Origin of the sequence: Sorangium sp. So ce145, from assembly GCF_051525985.1 — a bacterium.
Taxonomy (GTDB): Bacteria; Myxococcota_A; Polyangia; order Polyangiales; family Polyangiaceae; genus Sorangium; species Sorangium cellulosum_B.
In genome coordinates this window covers 3,298,565-3,316,035 of the sequence record NZ_CP150315.1, presented here as the reverse complement: position 1 = coordinate 3,316,035, position 17,471 = coordinate 3,298,565, and the positions used below count along the sequence as shown (strand labels likewise).

Genomic DNA, 17,471 nt, shown 5'->3' with positions numbered 1-17,471 from the left:
TCAATCCTCCGAAGTCCCGCCAAAGCCATACTGTTTGACAAGCTGGGAAAGCCGCGGGCGCTTCATGCCCAGGAGCACGGCGGCGCGTGTGATGTTCCCACGACTCTCGTCGAGCGCCCTAGCAACGCACTCGCGCTCGATCTCGCGCTTCATGTCGCTGAGGCTGACCCCTCCGCGGACATGAGCGTACGCGAGCTCCAGCGGCGTGCGATCCACAGGCATCGACGGGGGATGTGCCACCAGCGTCGCCGGATCGGGCGCCGACGCGCGTGGCCCGCTGGACGGCTCTCTGGGCGCGTCTCTGGACGGCTCTCTCGATGATTCTCTCGACGATTCTCTGGACGATTCTCTGGACGATTCGAAAGCAGGATGCATGCCAGCCCTCGGCGTCATCGGAGCGCTCACCAGCTCCGCGGCGTCGAGCTCCCGCAGCCCTTCGACGTTCGTCGTGAAATCCTCGAGATCGATCACCTCGCCGTCCGCGAAGATCGCCGCGGCGCGAAGGGCGTTCTCGAGCTCGCGCACGTTCCCCGGCCAGGCGTGCCGCGACAGCGCCTCGATGGCCCGGCTGGACAGGCGCTTCGGCGCCACGCCACGCTCGCCGCCGATCCTCTCCAGGATCGCGGCCGCGATCGCGGGCAGATCCCGCGGCCGATGGCGCAGCGCGGGGACCTCCAGGACGACCTGCCGGAGCCGGTAATAGAGATCTTCCCGGAACTCGCCCCGGGCAACCATCGCGCGCAGGTCGCGGTGGGTCGCGCAGAGGATCCGCACGTTCGCGCGCAGCGGCGTGACACCCCCGACCCGCTCGAAGGTCTTGTCCTGCAGGACGCGGAGCAGCGCGACCTGCGTGCGCGGCGAGATGTCCCCGATCTCGTCGAGGAAGAGCGTTCCCCCCTCGGCGAGCTCGAAGCGCCCGCGACGGCGCGACGCCGCGCCGGTGAACGACCCCTTCTCGTGGCCGAACAGCTCCGAGAGCAGCAGCGTCTCGACCAGGGCGGCGCAGTTGACCTTGATCAGCGGGCCCGCGCGCCGCGCGCTCACCTCGTGGATCGCCTCGGCGACGAGCTCCTTCCCGGTGCCGCTCTCGCCATGGATCAACACGGTCGCGTCGCTCGCGCCGACCTTCTCGATCTGGTGGATCAGGCTGAGCAGCGCCGGCGTCGTCCCGACCATCCGCTTGATCGCGGGGCCCGCGCTCGCCGGCCTCGGGGCGCGAGCCGCCCCCCTGGCGCACCCGGCGCACGCGCTGGAGCCGCAGAGCTCGCAGCCCCTCGGCTCTGCCTCGGCGGCGCTGCGCGCGCACGCCTCCAGACGGGCGAGCTCGGCGAAGCTCCGGCGCGCGAGGAACTTGCGCGAGATCTCGGGCGGGAGCGACTCGGCGATGCGATCGCGGAGGTCGATCGCCGCCTCCAGGTGCGAGCGCGCCGCCGTGGGCTCGTCCTCGGGGGCGCGCGACGCGCGGTCCCCGGCGGACGACGCGTGGTGAAGCAACACGTGCGCCTCCAGGGCGCACTCGTGGCTGTGGGCCTGGCGCGACAGCGCAAGCGCCTCCGCGGCGATCTGCCCGAACGGCGCGCCGGCGGCGCGCGAGCACATCGCCTCGAGGAGGGCTACCTCGGCGCGGTGCCGGTCGGAGGTCGCCTCGGCGCGCGCCCGCTGGATCATCTGACCGGCCTGCAGGAGGTCGCCGTCGTGCAGCGCGATGCGCGCGGCGACCGCGTAGCACTCGCCGAGCTTCGAGCCGGCGCCGCAGGCGAAGGCGGCCGTGAGCTCGGACCAGGCGTCCACCGTGCGGCGGCACTCGAGGTGGATCTGCGCCGCGACGTAGGCGACGTGCGTGATCCGAACGCCGGGGATGACGTGGCCGCAGGCCTTCCGCGCGAACGCGAGCGCCTGCTCGGCCTCCTCGATCAGCCCGAGCTGCAGCCGGATCTCGGCGAGGTTCGTGATGAGGTTCACGAGCGCGACCTTGTCGCCGATCCTCCGGAAGATCTCGATCGCGCGCTCGAAGAGGCGCAAGGCCTCCGGGTACTCGTGCTTCAGGTGGGCGATGACCGCGAGGTTCGTGAGCGCATATCCGGTCGCCGCGCGCTCGCCGCGCCGCTCGCCCTCCTCGAGCACGCCGGCGAGCATCGTGCGCGCCTCGTCGAGACGGCCGCTGGAGAGCAGCGCGATGGCGCGGTTCAGCCGGGCGCGCAGCTCGCTCACGTGCTCGCCCGCGCACGCCGCCTCCCACGCGTCGGCCGCGAAGTGCAGCTCTGCCTCGGCCCAGGCCTGCTGCGCGAGGAGCAGCTTGCCGAGGATGTTGCGCGCCTGGAGGCGCGTCGCGATCTCCCCCGCGCCGGCGAGCCCCTCCTCGGCGCGCGCCTTGGCCGCCGCGAGGTCGCCCGTCTTGCAGCAGAGCTCCGCCATCTCCACGGCGCCGCGCGCCCGCTCCTCGGGCGTGGCCGCGAGCGAGAGCGCCCGCGAGAGCACCATCGCGGCGGTCGTGAGGTCGCCGCGCGCGCTCGTCGCGCGGCCGCGCACGAGCAGCGCGGCGAACGTCTCCCGCTCGCGCTGGGCCGCGGACGAGAAGTCGATGGCGAACTCGATGTCGCCGAGCCGGAGCGCGAGCGTCGCCGCGCGGAGCAGCCGCTCGCCCGACGCGGCGCTCCCGCCGGAGAGCGCCCGCATCGTCCGGGCCCAGCGCTGCCAGAAATCGGCGCGCGCCGACGGCTCGCCGACCGAGGAGATCGCGAGCATCGCCGCGGCCTCGGCGCGGTCGTCCTGGCCCAGCGAGGCGAGGAGCTCGCTCGCGCGCGAGAGGCTCCACGGGTCGGACGACTGCTCCTCGAGCGCCTCCGCGATCGCGAACACATCCTCGCGGTCGACGCTGGCCGGGTCGACGATCGCGCGCCGCGCGGCGACCCACCCTCGATCGTCGACCTCGATCAGACCGAGGGCGGCGAGCTCCTGGGCGACCCCCTGGCACGCCGCGTCCCCCAACCCGGGCTCCGCGCGCCGCGCCGCGAGCTGGCGGAGCTGCGCGGACGGCCAGGGCCGCCGGCTCAGCGCGAGCCGATCGAGCAGGCGCGCGGCCTCGCGGCTCGGCGGCTGCCGCGCGGGGCGCTGCTCGGGCGGCGCGGCCAGCACGGCGGAGCAAAAGCCCTCCAGCGCGTCGAGCCGCTCGATCTTCGCGACGACCCGGCGCTCCGCGTCCGCCGCGAACGCCTCCCAAAAGCGGTGCAGATCGTCCGGCGACGCGATGCCGTCGATCGTGAGCGCGCTCGTCCAGGGCCGCATCGCGCCGTCGCTGCACACGATGACCAGCGCGGAGCACGACCCCTCCGCGATGAGTCGCGTGACCTCGTCCAGCACCAGGCTCCCCCAGCTGGTGGCCTCTCCCTCGGCGACCAGCAGGATCGCGCCTTGCGCGGCGGCGCTGATGCCCTGCGCGGCCGCCGCCGGGTCGGCAGAGGTGACAGCGCAGCGAAGCGCGAGATCGCGCCAGGGATCCCGATCCGCGGCGTGCGCGGCCGAGATCAGCGAGCGTCCCACACCTCGAGCGCGGCGCGCGAGGTGGGAACAAACGGCGTCCAGGACCGACCGCTGTCCATGGACGTGGAGCACCCCACGCGACGCGGCATCACGGACGCGCTCATCGAGCGCCCGGAACCCCCCGGAGTCGCTCGTGATGACAGAAGAAACGCAGGATGCGGCAACGGATCCCAAGGCAACAAAAGCGTACCTCTCCGCCGGACCTCGTATCAATGGATCCTGCCGTTCGATATAATGAGGCGCTTACCTCACCATAAGAAAATTACAGTCTTATTGCTGTATTCCGTCCAGGACCCGCTGGATGGCATCGAACGCATCCGCGGGTGCTTCGCCCAGGACGCGGGCCAGCGGGAGCTGCGTCGCCGCGGCGGCGACGTAGAACGGTACGAGGTGCGGCGCGAGCCGACAGAGCGCTTCGAGGTGCCGCGCGACGCCGGCCGCGTCGCCGCGGCGCACCGGCCCTGTCAGCGCGTCGGGCACGCCGAGGACCTCGACGTTGTCCGCGACCGTGCGGAGCAGCGGGCCGAGCATCTCGGCCGCCGTCCTTCGATCGATGCCCGCGCGCTCGAGCAGGTCGACGCCCGCGGCGGCGAGCGCGGCAGCGCCGTTGGCGACCAGGCCCGCCGCCGCGTGGTAGGCGACGCGGTCGAGGCCGGGGAACGTGCGCGGCGTCATGCCGAGGCACACCCCGAGCGAGCGCGCGGCGCGCACGGCGGTCGGATCACCGTCGATGTGGAGCTGGCCACGCTCCAGGAAGGGCGCGAACGAGGGCGAGGCGAACGAGATCATCGGGTGCATCTGCGCGACCGAGACGCGGCCGCCTCGCGCCGCCGCGAGCGCCTCCGGGCCGAGCGCGCCGGCGCAGTGCACCACCGCGACGTCCCTGTGGCCGACGAGCCCGCGGTCGCGCAGCGCCTCGGCGCACGGCGCGATATCCCGATCGCGCACGGCGAGGATCACGAAGTTCGCCTCGATGCGCTCCGACGGCAGGCCGTCCCGCGCCGGCCGGAGGGTCACTCGTAGCCCAGCGTCGCGGATCGCGCGCGCGAGCCCGCGGCCCACCTTGCCGCCGCCATAGATGAACACCTCCAGGAGGGCGTTGTCCTCCGGGTGCACCGGCGACGGGCGCGTGCTGTCCATCTCGCTCATGGGTCGCTCCCGTAAAGGCGGTGTGCGAGCACGTAGTCCAGCACGGCGCGCGGCACGCGCTGGTGGACGGCCTCGAGATCGCCCGCCGCGAGCGCCCGGCGGATGTCGCTGCTCGAGATCCGAGGGAGCTCCACGTCCGCGGGGCGCAGGTGAGGGCGATCATCGGCCGGCCCCGCGTCGAGGCGCTCCGCGGCGGGCGCGACGGCGCCGGAGCGGCCGAGGACGATCGGCGGGGCGAGCTGCTCGATGCGGTCGAAGCGGTGCCACCTCGGTAGATCGGGGAGCACGTCGGCGCCCACGAGCAGGCGCATCGCCCAGCCCGGGTGCGCCGCGGCGAGGTGCTCCAGCGTGCGCAGCGTGAGGCTCTCGCCGCCGAGATCGCGCTCGACGGGCGACACCGACACGCCCGGGAGCCACCCGAGCGCGAGGTGGCACATGGCCAGGCGATGCTCGAACGGCACGAGCTCCTTCGAGAAGGGGTGGCGGTAGACAGGGACGACCAGCACCTCGTCGATCGGCGCGATGGAGATCGCGTAGGTGGCCGCGAGGACATGCGCGACGTGGGGCGGGTTGAAGCTGCCCCCGAAGATGGCGACGCGGCGCGCCTCGGGCGCGCGCGCGGCCGGGGCGCGGGCGGGCGCATCAACCGTGCGAGCCACCTTGAACCCTCAGCCTGGGGCCGGCGGCGGACGGGCCCACGATCTCGCGCGCCGTCACCGCGCCGCTCGCGTTCATCACCTCGATCCGCACGCCGCCCTGCCCGTCGTCGAGGAGCGCCGTGCCGCCGTCGGAGCCGATCGGCCCCGGAGAGAAGAACGTCCGCGAGCCGACCTTCTTGATGAGCGGCTCCGGGCTCTTGCCGAAGACGAGGAGCGACGCCGCCACGATGTCCTCCTCGTCGAGCGCCGCCTTGTCGAACACGAAGAGCGCGACGCGCCCGTCCAGGATCTCGATGGTGCGCCGGCCCGACGGCAGGCTCATCAGCACCCGGAGGCGCAGCCGAGCGCGCTCGGACGCCACGAAGGCGTCGATCTGGTCCGGGGTCGCGGCGGCGCACCGAGCGGCCCGATCGAACAGCGCGCCCTCGGTCGGGTCCGCGCCGACCAGGCGCTGCGCCCAGCCCACGACGACCCGGTCGAGCGCGTCGTCCTCGGCGACATAGATGACCCGCTCGGCGTGGCCTTCGTCGAGCAGGTGCTGCGCGCCGCGAGCGAGCGCGGGCAGATCACCCTGAGCAGGGCCGAGGACGCCGAGGCGCATCGGACACAGCATAGATCACCGCGCGAAGGTGAGGACACCTTCTCCACTCCGCCCGCTCTGCGCGCTTCCCGCGCCTCCCATTGCCTCCCATGATTCCCGCGCCTCCCGCGCCTCCCGTTCTGCCGGCGCGGCGTGCGTCTGCTAGCGTCCGCCCATGTTTCGGCGAGCTCGCGCGCTCCAGCATCCGGTCACCATCACCCTCGACGGGGCGGACGTCCCGGCGGAGCGGGGCGAGCCCCTGGCCGTGGCGCTGATCGCCTCCGGGCGCGTGACGCTCGCGCGGAGCCCGAAGCTGCACCGCCCCAGGGCGCCGACCTGCCTGCGCGGAGGCTGCGACGGCTGCCTCGCGCGGGTCGACGGCGTGCCCAACGTGATGACCTGCCTGCGACCGGCGGCCGGCGGAGAGCGCATCGAGGTGCAGAACGTCGTGGGCTCGCGGCAGGCCGACCTGCTCCAGGTGACCGACTGGTTCTTCCCCCAGGGGATCGACCACCACCACCTGATGGCCGGCGTCCCCGGCCTGTCCGGGGTCATGCAGTCGATCGCGCGCAAGCTGGCGGGGCTCGGGCAGCTGCCGAGCGCGGCCCTCCCCCCCGAGCGCGCCGCGCGGCTCGACGTGGACGCGGCCGTGATCGGCGCCGGGCCCGCGGGCGTCGCGGCCGCGTCGGTGCTCTCGGCGCGCGGCCTCCGCGTGGCGCTGGTCGACGACGGGCTCGCCCCCGGCGGGTCGCTGGCCGGCGCGCCGCGCCGCGCGGCGGAGCTCCTCGCGCGATACCCGCTCGACGGCGTCCGCGTGCTCCGCCGTCACGTGGCCGCCGGCGTTTACCTCGGCGAGCTCCTGGTCGCCGGCGACGCGGGCGCGACCGTGATCAGGGCGCCCGCCAAGGTCTTCGCCACCGGGGCGCACGACGGCGTCGCGGCGTTCCCGAACAACGATCTGCCCGGGGTCTTCTCGGCGCGCGCGTTCTGCCGGCTCCTCGCGTGCGGCGTCGAGCCGACCGGCCCCGTCGCGCTCGCGGGCGAGGGCCTCTGGGCCGACGAGCTCGCGGGCGCCCTCGGCGACCGCATCGCGGTCCGGATCCCGCTCGCCGCGCTCGCCGCGGTGAACGGGATCTCGCGGGTGAAGAGCGTGGCGGTGCGCGACGCGCCCTTCGCCCCCGACAGCCCGACGAGCGACGTCCGGGTCGTGGCCGTCGCGGTGGACGCGCCGGCCGCGCCCGCGTTCGAGGTCGCCGCGCAGGCGGGCGCGCGCGTCGAGATCGACCCGCGCGCGGGGTACGCGGTGCAGGTCGACGCGCGCGGCAAGGCCGGCGACGGCCTGTGGGCGATCGGCGAGTGCACCGGCGCCTCGCTCGATCTCGCCGGCATCGAGCGGGCGGCGACGACCCTCGCCGACGACGTGCTCGCGGCGCGCGGCGCGCCCGCGTGAGCCTGCGGGCGCGCGCGACGAGATCGACCCGCGCGGCGGCTCAGCCCTCGATGATCAGATCGAAGAGGCCGAGCCCGCCCGCGAGGAACACGACGTCGAACACGCCCATGAGCGCCACGTAGTCGGTGAGCTCGCCGATCGACGCGCCGCCGAAGAGCTCCCGCGTCCCCGCGACCGCGGCGAGCAGCGTGGGCGCGAGCAGCGGGAAGAGCACGCTCGCGAGCACGAGGTCGCGGGCGCGGGTGCGCACGGTCATGGCCCCGAAGAGGGTGCCGCTCGCGGCGATGCCCGGCGTCGCCGCGAGGCAGAAGAGCGCGAGCCCCGGGCCCGTCTTCACGAGATCCACCGCGAAGAGGAGCGCCGCGACCGGGATGATGATCACCTCGACCGCGATCACGAACGCGCAGAGCCCGAGCGCCTTGCCGGCGAAGAGCGCGCTCCTCGCGATCGGCAGCACGAGCAGGCCCGAGAGCGCGCCGTCCTCGCGCTCCCGCTGCCACGTGCGGCTCAGCGCGAGCACCGACGCGAACGCCACGCTCACCCAGATGACCCCGGGCGCGACCCGCTCGGCCGCGTCCTGGCCCGCGTAGAACGCGAGCGACGCGATCACGGCGACCAGCACCGCGAAGAACCCGCTCGTGGTGACGATCTCGCCCGTGGCGAGCTCGATCGCGAGGTCCTTCCGCGCGACGAGCGCCGCCTGGCGCGCCCAGCCGGGCCGGCGCCGGGGGAGCGACGCGCGGACCGTGGGCGCCGTGCTCTCCGAGATCACGGCGCGGAGGTGAGGCTCAGGTACGTCTGGTCCTTGAGCCCCCGCTCGTAGTCGGCGAGGAGGCGCATGCCCTCCGTCGGCTTGAGCAGGTCCTGCTTGATCGCGCCGTCCACCTGGGCCTTCACCTTCCCCACGAGATCGCGGTTGTCGTACTGGGTCAGCGCCAGCACCTCGTGGATCTTGTTCCCGGCGATCGTCTCCTCGATGTAGTACCCGCTCTCCTCGTCCTCATCGAGGAAGACGTGCACCTCGTTGACCCGGCCGAAGAGGTTGTGGATGTCGCCCATGATGTCCTGGTACGCGCCGGTCAGGAAGATGCCGACGTAGTACGGCTGGTCGCCCGAGATCGGGTGCAGCGGGAGCGTGTCCTTCACGTCGTTGAGATCGATGAACTTGCTCACCTTGCCGTCGGAGTCGCAGGTGATGTCGACGAGCGTGCTGTCGGCCGCGGGGCGCTCGTTCAGCCGGTGGATCGGCACGATCGGGAAGAGCGCGCCGAGCGCCCAGTGATCGAGCAGCGACTGGAACACCGAGAAGTTGCAGATGTACTGGTCGGCGAGCTGCTTGCGGAGCTCGCCGAGATCGTCCGGCACCTCCTCCGGCTCGAGCGACGACGCGATCTTCTGCATGTTCTCGGCGATCTCCCAGAAGAGGATCTCGACCCGGGCCTTCACGTCGAGGTTGAGGAGGCCGAGCTCGAACATCTTCTGCGCCTCCTCCTTGATCTGGAGGAGGTCGTGCCACGACTCGCCGAGGTTCGGCCCGGAGATGTTGTCCTTGATGTAAAGGAGGTTCTGGATGAGCTTGTGCTCCTCGGTCTGGATGTCGATCGGCGACATCGGCGTCTTCTCGATCGAGCCGAACGCCTGGACGACCAGCACCGAGTGGTGCGCGACGATCGCTCGCCCGGACTCGGAGACGATGTTGGGGTGAGGTACCCGCTCCTCGTCGCAGATGTCGGCGATGTTGTGCACGATGTCGCGCGCGTACTCCTCGACCGAGTAGTTCATCGAGGAGTGGAAGGTCGAGCGCGAGCCGTCGTAGTCGATGGCGAGCCCGCCGCCGACGTCGATGTACTCGATGCGCTGCCCCATCTTGCGGAGCTTCGCGTAGTAGCGCGTCGCCTCGCGCACGGCGCGCTTGATGATCAGGATGTCCGGCACCTGCGAGCCGATATGGAAGTGGAGGAGCTTGAACGAGGAGCTCATGCCCGCCTCGTCCATGATCCTGATCGCCGCGAGGATCTCGGCGGTGGAGAGCCCGAACTTCGCGTTCTCTCCGCCCGACGTCTTCCACTTGCCCGCGCCCTCGGTGAGCAGCCGCACCCGGAGCCCGATCATCGGCTCGACGTTCATCTCCTTGGCGACGCGGGTGATCATCCGCACCTCGGAGAGCTTCTCCGCGATGAGGATCACCTTCTTGCCGAGCTTGCGCCCGATCAGCGCAGTCCGGATGAAGTTGTCGTCCTTGTAGCCGTTGCAGACGATCAGCGACTCGGGGTCGGTATGGACCGACAGGCCGGCGAACACCTCGGGCTTGGAGCCGACCTCGACGCCGTAGTGGTAGGTCTTTCCCGCGTCGAGGATCTCCTCCACGACCTCCCGGAGCTGGTTCACCTTGATCGGGAACACGCCGCGGTAGGTCCCGCGAAACTTGCTCTCGGCGATCGCCCTGTTGAAGGCCTCGTTGAGCGCCCGCACCCGGTGATGGAGGAGATCCTGGAAGCGGATGAGAAGCGGCGTGCGGAGCCCTTGCTCGATCGCCGCGTCGACGACGTCGCGGATCGCGATCTTGCTGCCGCGCTCCTGGAGCGGCGCGACCGTGAGGTTGCCGTCCGGGCTCACGTCGAAGTAGCCACGACCCCAGCGGTCGATCATGTAGAGCGACTTGGCGTCTTCGGTCGTCCAGACGTCGGTCTCGGTCTCGTGCGCGCTGCTCACGGTCGTTCTCCTTGGCGGGCGCCGCGGCCGGCGGCGCCAACACCTTATCTGGGAGGGCCCCCAGGAGGGGGCTTCTGGCTCATCAGGGGGACGTCAGATCGTCGGTCCGACGCAGGACGGCGGGAGGCCGCGCGCTGGCGACGCGGCTCATTACGATAGGAACGCCTGACCTTCAAGGGCAGGCAGCCCGGTCACAACCGGTGGGAGGGGGCTCCGAGCAGCGCGCGCTCAGGCCTGGGCCTTCGAGGCCGCCTTCGCCCGCTTCGAGGCCGACTGGTAGAGATCGTAGAGGCGCGGGACGGGGTACGCCTCGAGGCGCTTCCTGTACCCCTGGTCCTTCGACCGGTTCAGGACGGTCAACGTCTCGTCGATGAGCTTCGCCCGCGTCCCGAACTTCTCCTTTACAACGCTGAACGTCGCGTGGAGGCGGAGGAGCTTGGCGTTCGAGACGTGATCCAGGCCCTTCGTGCCGCCCCGATCGGAGCTGACGCGCCCGAGCCAGAGGTCCTCGGTCGCGAACCCTTTCACGGCCTCGACGAGCTTCGCCTTGTCGCCGAAGCGCTCCTTCACGATCGCAAGCGGATTTTTGCTGGCCATTGCTGAGACTCCCACGGGCAGGCGAGGCCTGCGCCGGACATGCGCGAGATGACTCGCGCGGCTTTGAAGAGGGGCGCGATCTAGCAGAGCATGGCGGGGCGCCGCAAGGCCGCGCTGCGGAGGGGCGGCGCCGGCGGCGGTCGAGATCCCGCGGCGCGCGAGCGTCGCCGCTGTGCTGGGCCGCGGATCGTGGTACACGGCGCGCCGATGCTCAACCTGGGGAGCTGGCTCGTGGCGCACGTCGACCGGCTCCGGCCGCTGAAGCCGCCCCTCTCGGACGTCGGCTCCCGCCTCGCCGCGCCCTCGTCGGCCCTGGGGAGCACCGTCCTCAAGGCCCTGTTCCCGGTCGTCGCGTTCATCGCGCTCGCGCCCGTCCTCTGGCTCTTCTTCCGGCGCACCTGGCGGGAGCTCGACGTCGAGGCCCACGAGCACCAGCGGCGCACCCTCGCCGCCGGCGGCTACGACCGCCGCCCCGCGGTCCTGTTCACCATCACCGCGGTCGTGCTCATGCTGCAGCAGTACTACGGCGGCCGCGCCGTCTACGACGAGCACATCCGGCCGTGGCTGCGCGAGATCGAGCTCGCTCAGTCGCTCTCGCCGGCCGGGACGCTGCTGCCCATCTCGCTCCGCCGCTACGACGAGCTCTACGGCTACGTCTGGTGGTCGTTCACCCGCGTCTTCGGCTACGTCGCCATCCCGATGGTCGCGTGGAAGGCCTGCTTCCCGAAGGACAGCCTGCTCGACATGGGGCTGCGCGTCCGGGGGCTCGCGAAGCACGCGTGGATCTACCTACTCTGCCTCGCCGTCGTCGTCCCGGCGGTGTTCGTCGTCGCGAGCGCGCCCGACTTCGGGACCTATTACCCGTTCTACAAGCAGTCCTCCCGCTCCTGGTTCGACCTCATCGCCTGGGAGACGATGTATTTCGCCCAGTTCTTCGCGCTGGAGATCTTCTTCCGCGGCTTCTGGCTCGCCGGCCTGCGGCACACGCTGGGCTCCGGCGCGATCTTCGCGATGATCGTCCCCTACTGCATGATCCACTTCGGCAAGCCGTACCTGGAGGCGGCCGGCGCCGTGGTCGCCGGGATCGCGCTCGGCTCGCTCGCGATGCGCACGAAGAGCATCTACTCGGGCTTCCTCGTCCACGTCACGATCGCGCTGCTCATGGACCTCGTCGCGCTGTCGAACCGCGGCGCGCTGCCGCGATCGTTCTGGGGGATGTGACGTCTTCGCCGGCCGGCCGGCAGCGCGCCCTCGCGCCGCGGGCTCAGCCGAGCGTCCGGGTCAGCTTGCGCATGATCTCCGCCCGGCTGCGGTCACGGATCCCGCGCCGGTAGAGCGCCTCCAGCCCGCCCGCGGCCGCGCGCACCGCGTCGCGGTGCTCGCCGTCCCAGGGGAGCACCGCGAGCCTCCGCCAGAGGATCTTCTCGAGGAGCCGGGGCCTCTGCCTGGCCAGCGCGCCGCTCGCGAGCTCGATGACCCGAGCCGAGGTCGGGTCGGCGCGCATCGCGCGCACGAAGAACCCCACGGCCGCTGTCACGCGGCGGCCGCCGTGCATCGCCTGTACGCCAGCGTCGCACAGGGCCTCGGCCCGCTCGCGCGGGGTCGCGGCGCGCCGCGCGCGCTCCCGCGCGGCCTGCACCTCGGCGCTCAGCGCCTCCCGGCGCCGCCGGGCAGGGCGCATCTTGACGACGAGGAACAGGATGAAGAGGGCCGCAACCCCCGCGAGCACATGCCGCCAGCCGATCTCCATGGCGCCCGCCTTACTACAGCGCCCGGGACGTGCTCACCAGACCGAGCTTCCACCACAGGGGCGCGGCGCGCCGGATCGCCTCACGACGCCGTCCTCGGGATGACGGCGCGGGCCCGAAGCGTTGCTCTCCAATTCAGCTTCAGCTTCCTCCGATTCCACCGGCACGATTTCCGCCGATACGGTGCGGTTTGCGCGAGCGGACGATCGCAACCTATGCTGAACCGAGAGATGCCTGCCCCGTCGACCTCCGGGCCTTCCCTTCGCGTGCCCCTGCGCGCCCTCGCCGCCGCGCTCGGGCTCGCCGTCCTCGCGCTGCACCCGGGCAGCGCGCTCGCCGACATCTTCACGTACACCGACGCGGATGGAACGGTGCACTTCGCGAACCGCCCCACCGGCGACGCGCGGTTCAAGCTGTACATCAAGGGCGACGGGCGCCGCTCTTCGACGACGCGCGCGGGGGTGACGCCCGTCGCGCCGAGCGACAAATCGCTCGAGCGCTTCAGCCGCTACGACGCGTGGATCCGGCAGGCCTCCGCGCTCTATCAGATCCCCGAGGAGCTCGTCCGCGCGGTGATCAAGTGCGAGAGCGACTACGATCCACGGGCCGTCTCGCCCGTCGGCGCGCAGGGGCTGATGCAGCTGATGCCAGAGACCGCGCTCCGCATGCAGGTGCGCGACGCGTTCGACGCGCGAGAGAACATCTTCGGTGGAACGCGGTACCTGCGCATCCTGGCCAACCTCTTCAACGGAGATCTCGATCTCACCATCGCCGGTTACAACGCCGGTGAAGGGGCCGTCATGAGGCACGGCGGCATCCCGCCCTACGAAGAGACCCAGGCCTACGTGACGCGCGTCCGGACCTATTACGCGCGCTACCGCACCACCCGGGACACCACGGTCGCATCGATCGAGCCCTGACCGGCTCGCGCGCCCGCCGACCGCGAGCGCGCTCGCCAACCCGCCGCCCGCCCGCCAGAGGCGCTGCTCGGCGACAAGCGGCGCACATCGCCCCCGGGCGGGGTACCGCGATGCTACGCTCTCAGGAACCGCTGCCGCAGCCTCTCCCGGGCAGGCCCCGAGACGCGTAGGCGCAGGCACGCGGCCATCCCTCGACGCTCTCTTTGCTCCGCGCGAGCAAGGGTCCACGACATGACGACCACCTCGAGCCTCATCGAACTCAGCAAGCGAAGCCACGACATCGCGCCCCTCAAGCCGCCGGTGGACCCGGTGTCCCTCCAGCACGCGAACCTGCTCGAGCTGCCCGACTTCCGGAGGATCCCGGCTTACGCCGACGTGACCGACGAGCAGTTCATGGACCACCGGTGGCAGGCGAAGAAGTCGATCACCCGCCCCGACAAGCTGCTCGACACGCTGCGCGGGATGGTGTCGGACGACTTCATCCGGGACGCGACCGAGGGCTTCGCGCGCGCGCCGATGAGCGTCCGGGTCTCGCCGTACATGCTCTCTCTGATCGACTGGAACGATCCGTACGGCGATCCGCTCCGCACGCAGTTCATCCCGCTGGCCTCGCGCTTCCTGCCGGATCACCCGAAGCTCGGGCTCGACTCGCTGCACGAGCGCGCGGACGCGCCCGTCCCCGGGCTGACGCACCGGTACGCCGACAAGGCGCTCTTCCTGCCGCTCGACACGTGCCCCGTGTACTGCCGCTTCTGCACGCGCAGCTACGCGGTGGGCATCGACACGGAGGAGGTCGAGAAGACCCACTTCAAGGTCGACGAGGAGCGCTGGAAGCGAGCGTACGCGTACATCGCGTCGCGCCCCGAGCTGGAGGACATCGTCGTCTCCGGCGGCGACGCGTACAACCTGCGGCCGGAGCAGCTCGGCGCGATCGGCGAGACGCTCCTCAGGATGCCGAACATCCAGCGCATCCGCCTCGCCACGAAGGGCCCGGCCGTGATGCCGCAGAAGATCCTGACCGACGACGAGTGGATCGACGCGGTCACGCGCACGGTCGAGCTCGGCCGGAAGCTGCACAAGGAGGTCGTGATCCACACGCACTTCAACCACCCGAACGAGATCACGGGCGTCACCCGCGACGCGATGAACAAGCTCTTCGAGCGGGGGATCACGGTCAGGAACCAGTCCGTGCTCCAGCGCGGGGTGAACGACACGCCCGAGACGATGAAGCTGCTCGTGAAGCGCCTGGGGCACGTGCACGTGCACCCCTATTACGTCTACATCCACGACCTCGTCCGCGGCGTGGAGGACCTCCGGACCACGCTGGCGACCGGGCTCACGATCGAGAAGCACGTGCGCGGCTCGACCGCCGGGTTCAACACGCCGACGTTCGTCGTCGACGCGCCCGGCGGCGGAGGCAAGCGCGACGCGCACTCGTTCGAGCACTACGACCGCACGACGGGGATCTCGGTGTTCGAGGCGCCGAGCGTCAAGCCGGGGCAGCGGTACACGTACTTCGATCCGATCGATCAGCTCCCGGCCGAGGGGCGCGCCCGCTGGGCGGACCCGGCGGAGCACCAGAAGATGATCGACGAGGCGCTCCAGGCCTCGCGCTGAGGCGGGCCAGCTCCGTGGGTCAGGGATCCCACCCGGGATCGCTGGACTGCGGAGCTAGGCCTCGGCCGGCGACGGCGGCTCCTCGTAGCGGGCGAGCGCGCCGGCGAGCTCGCGCTTCACGCGGTCCACGAGGTCGGGCGGCTCGACGACGCGCGCGGTCTCGCCGAAGCCGAGGACCCACGTCGCGAGCTCCGTCATGTCGCCGATGAGCATCGTGAGCCGGACGCCGCCGCCGGACAGCGGCGTGATCTCCTGAGACGGGTGCACCTTGCGCGTCCGCACGAACTCGGTGACGCGCTCGTCGAAGTCGATCACGACGCGCCGGGGCTCGCCCCCGCGCCAGATGCCGAACTGGCCCTGGAAGTAGTCGTCGATGGAGAAATCCGGGGGCAGCTCGAACCGCTCGGTGACCGCGCACTCCGTGTCGCGCATGCGATCGAGCAGGAACGTGCGCACCTCGCCGCGCCCCACGTGGAGGCCCACGCAGTAGATCGCGTCCTTGTAGAGGACGAGCGCGTACGGGTGGATGAGCACCCGCTCCTCGCGCCCGTCCCGCGAGCGGCGGTAGCGGCACCGCAGGGGGCGCAGGTCGGCGACGGACTGGAACAGGTCGTCGAGCTCCTCGGTGCGCGCGGCGTAGTCCTTCGGGGCGAACGGGAGATAGAGGAAGCGCTCCTCCAACCGCGCGTCGGCGACGCCGGCGTTCGGGCCGCGCCCGGGCCTGCGCGCGACGCCGAGGAGGCGCTGCGCGGCGAGGTCGATCTCCTCGAACAGGGTCGAGCCGCGCATCGGCTCGAACAGGCGGCGGGCGGCGAGCAGGGCGTACGCCTGCGTCCGCCGCACCTCGACGCGCCGGGGCGCCTCGCTCGGAGACAGCCGCCAGAGGCGAGGGCCCCCGGGGCGCGTGGCGACCGACACGAGATCGAGCTCGCGCTTGACCTCGACAAGGTAGCGCCGGAGCGAGCGCGGCGTGACGTTGAGCTCGCGCGCGAGATCGTAGATCGTCAGGCCGGCAGGGTGCTTCTGCAGCAGGCTGCGCAGCGAGTCGAGCCGCCGGTGCTGGGTGAACGGGCCGCGCGGCCGGCCGCGCTGCGCGCCGCCCCGCACGTCGTCATCGTCATCGTCGTCGTCGTCCGGCGGAGGAGGCCTCTTCGAGGCGGCCGCAGGAGCACCCGCGTCCGCCCGCGGAGGGCCCACGCTCGGCGAGGACGGGGCCGCTGGAGGGCGCACGCTCGGCGAGGACGGGGCCGCTGGAGGGCGCACGCTCGGCGAGGACGGGGCCGCTGGAGGGCGCGCGCTCGGGGCCGCCGTGCTCGACCTGACGTCGAGGGCCGCGTCCCCGGTGAGCCGCGGCGCCGCGCCCGCGCGCGGCTTCGAGGGCGGCGTCGCGCCGCTCGAGAACGGGTCGGCGGCCTGGCCGCCGCGCGGGCGCGGAGCACCCGCTGCCCCGCTCGATTTGCCGGCCCCCCGCGCGCGAGTGGACGCGGTGGCAGGCGCATGGGCACCCCCAGGGCCTGTGCGAACAGCGCGCGCCATCAGCTCAGCGCTGTATCGCATCACCCCCTCCCGTCCAAGATGTTTGTCCCGCGCCCCGCCGGCCGAGCAGCGATCGCCGACCGGGCGCGCGGCGGCGACGCTCGCGGCGCTCCTGGAAGCGGCGCTCAGCGCTCGCCACGGCGCCGTGAGCCCTCAAAAATGTCGTTGGGTTACGGGAATTTCGCCGCGGCGAGCCGCGGGGACGCAGCGGCGAGCGGCGCGAGCCGGAGCGGCTCCGCCGCGCCGCCGGCGGGCGGCTCACCAGGGACGATCGCGCATCGTCTTCTTGTACTGCTCCTTGTAGAGGTCGTGGCACTGCTTGCAGCTCGCCTTCGCGCCGTCGACGTCGCCGGCCTTCGCCTTGGCGATGCCGGCCTTCGTGATCGCCACCCAGCTGCCCATGCCGGGCGGCGGCTTGCTGGCCACGTACTGCAGCGCCGTCGCGATCTTCGCGGCGTCGCCGCTCGAGGTCGCGGAGGCCATCGTGCTCTTCATCCAGGCCTGCATCGGGCACATCTTCTGGCCCTTCGCGCCGCACTCGAACTTCTTCTCGCCCGCCTGCGCGGCGCCGGTCGACGCCGGCCCCGCGGCCGCGGCGGCAGACGCAGCGGCCGTCGCCTTCGGCGCGGCCGTCTCCGCCGGCTCGGCGGTCGCCGCGGCCGTCTCCGCCGGCGCGGCCGACGCAGCGGCCGTCGGCTCGGCGGTCGCCGCGGCCGGCACGGCCGCCGTCGCCGCCGGCGCGGCCGTCGTCGCCGCAGGCGCGGCGCTCTCGGTCGGCTTGCCCTCGGCCACCGCTCCGGGGGCCGTCGCGTCGCTCCCCTTGCTATCGCAGCCGAGCGTGGCGAAAGACAGGCTCGCGAGCAACAGCGCGAGCGGCGTGATCGTTCTCCTCATGCAGTCTCCTTGGGTGATCATCGGAAGCGCTCCTGACGAGCGCGAGGCCGAGGGATGCGTGCCGCGGTC

The 17,471-nt window shown here is 72.2% G+C and carries 14 protein-coding genes; 4 read left to right on the top strand and 10 right to left on the bottom strand.

What is annotated here, in order from left to right:
• The 4 genes from WMF34_RS12745 to WMF34_RS12730 all read right to left on the bottom strand — a co-directional run bounded on the left by WMF34_RS12745 (position 1) and on the right by WMF34_RS12730 (position 5,949).
• On the bottom strand, positions 1–3,540 hold the full coding sequence (locus WMF34_RS12745) for a sigma 54-interacting transcriptional regulator (RefSeq protein WP_437993453.1): 3,540 nt from the start codon (positions 3,538–3,540) through the stop codon (positions 1–3).
• A 270-nt stretch (positions 3,541–3,810) separates the two neighbouring features.
• Positions 3,811–4,689 (bottom strand): DUF2520 domain-containing protein, encoded by an 879-nt coding sequence (locus WMF34_RS12740; protein WP_012235090.1) that lies wholly within the window; start codon positions 4,687–4,689, stop codon positions 3,811–3,813.
• Positions 4,686–5,348, bottom strand: coding sequence for a nicotinate (nicotinamide) nucleotide adenylyltransferase (gene nadD, locus WMF34_RS12735; RefSeq protein ID WP_012235089.1), 663 nt, complete (start codon positions 5,346–5,348; stop codon positions 4,686–4,688). The genes WMF34_RS12740 and nadD overlap by 4 nt, the downstream gene beginning before the upstream one ends.
• Positions 5,332–5,949 carry a hypothetical protein gene (locus WMF34_RS12730; protein ID WP_231864811.1) on the bottom strand — a complete coding sequence of 206 codons (618 nt, stop codon included), beginning with the start codon at positions 5,947–5,949 and terminating at the stop codon, positions 5,332–5,334. The genes nadD and WMF34_RS12730 overlap by 17 nt, the downstream gene beginning before the upstream one ends.
• Positions 5,950–6,103: 154 nt before the next feature.
• Between WMF34_RS12730 and WMF34_RS12725 the strand changes: the two genes are divergently transcribed.
• Complete coding sequence (locus tag WMF34_RS12725; protein ID WP_437993452.1) at positions 6,104–7,378, top strand: (2Fe-2S)-binding protein; 1,275 nt, start codon at positions 6,104–6,106, stop codon at positions 7,376–7,378.
• Between the two features lie 40 nt (positions 7,379–7,418).
• On the opposite strand, the gene WMF34_RS12720 is transcribed toward WMF34_RS12725, so the two are convergent.
• The 3 genes from WMF34_RS12720 to WMF34_RS12710 form a co-directional block, all read right to left on the bottom strand.
• Positions 7,419–8,150: a heme exporter protein CcmB gene (locus tag WMF34_RS12720; RefSeq protein ID WP_012235086.1), complete on the bottom strand. Its 732-nt coding sequence runs from the start codon at positions 8,148–8,150 to the stop codon at positions 7,419–7,421.
• Entirely contained in the window at positions 8,147–10,090 is a 1,944-nt protein-coding gene (gene speA, locus WMF34_RS12715) for a biosynthetic arginine decarboxylase (RefSeq protein WP_012235085.1), read from the bottom strand. Before speA ends, WMF34_RS12720 begins: the two co-directional genes overlap by 4 nt.
• 228 nt (positions 10,091–10,318) lie before the next feature.
• Entirely contained in the window at positions 10,319–10,687 is a 369-nt protein-coding gene (locus WMF34_RS12710; protein WP_012235084.1) for a hypothetical protein, read from the bottom strand.
• Between the two features lie 207 nt (positions 10,688–10,894).
• Between WMF34_RS12710 and WMF34_RS12705 the strand changes: the two genes are divergently transcribed.
• Entirely contained in the window at positions 10,895–11,908 is a 1,014-nt protein-coding gene (locus WMF34_RS12705) for a CPBP family glutamic-type intramembrane protease (protein ID WP_231864810.1), read from the top strand.
• A 43-nt stretch (positions 11,909–11,951) separates the two neighbouring features.
• On the opposite strand, the gene WMF34_RS12700 is transcribed toward WMF34_RS12705, so the two are convergent.
• Positions 11,952–12,437 (bottom strand): hypothetical protein, encoded by a 486-nt coding sequence (locus tag WMF34_RS12700; protein ID WP_012235081.1) that lies wholly within the window; start codon positions 12,435–12,437, stop codon positions 11,952–11,954.
• A 213-nt stretch (positions 12,438–12,650) separates the two neighbouring features.
• Between WMF34_RS12700 and WMF34_RS12695 the strand changes: the two genes are divergently transcribed.
• Together WMF34_RS12695 and WMF34_RS12690 are read left to right on the top strand one after the other, a co-directional pair.
• Positions 12,651–13,355 carry a transglycosylase SLT domain-containing protein gene (locus WMF34_RS12695; protein WP_231864809.1) on the top strand — a complete coding sequence of 235 codons (705 nt, stop codon included), beginning with the start codon at positions 12,651–12,653 and terminating at the stop codon, positions 13,353–13,355.
• A gap of 231 nt (positions 13,356–13,586) precedes the next feature.
• Positions 13,587–14,972 carry a KamA family radical SAM protein gene (locus tag WMF34_RS12690; RefSeq protein ID WP_012235080.1) on the top strand — a complete coding sequence of 462 codons (1,386 nt, stop codon included), beginning with the start codon at positions 13,587–13,589 and terminating at the stop codon, positions 14,970–14,972.
• A gap of 54 nt (positions 14,973–15,026) precedes the next feature.
• Here the strand turns inward: WMF34_RS12690 and WMF34_RS12685 are convergent, their stop codons facing one another.
• Positions 15,027–16,079, bottom strand: a complete 1,053-nt coding sequence (locus WMF34_RS12685) for a helix-turn-helix transcriptional regulator (protein ID WP_437993451.1) — start codon at positions 16,077–16,079, stop codon at positions 15,027–15,029.
• Between the two features lie 687 nt (positions 16,080–16,766).
• A complete protein-coding gene (locus tag WMF34_RS12680) occupies positions 16,767–17,402 on the bottom strand; it encodes a hypothetical protein (protein ID WP_231864807.1) in 636 nt (211 codons plus the stop codon).
• Positions 17,403–17,471: the final 69 nt, after the last annotated feature.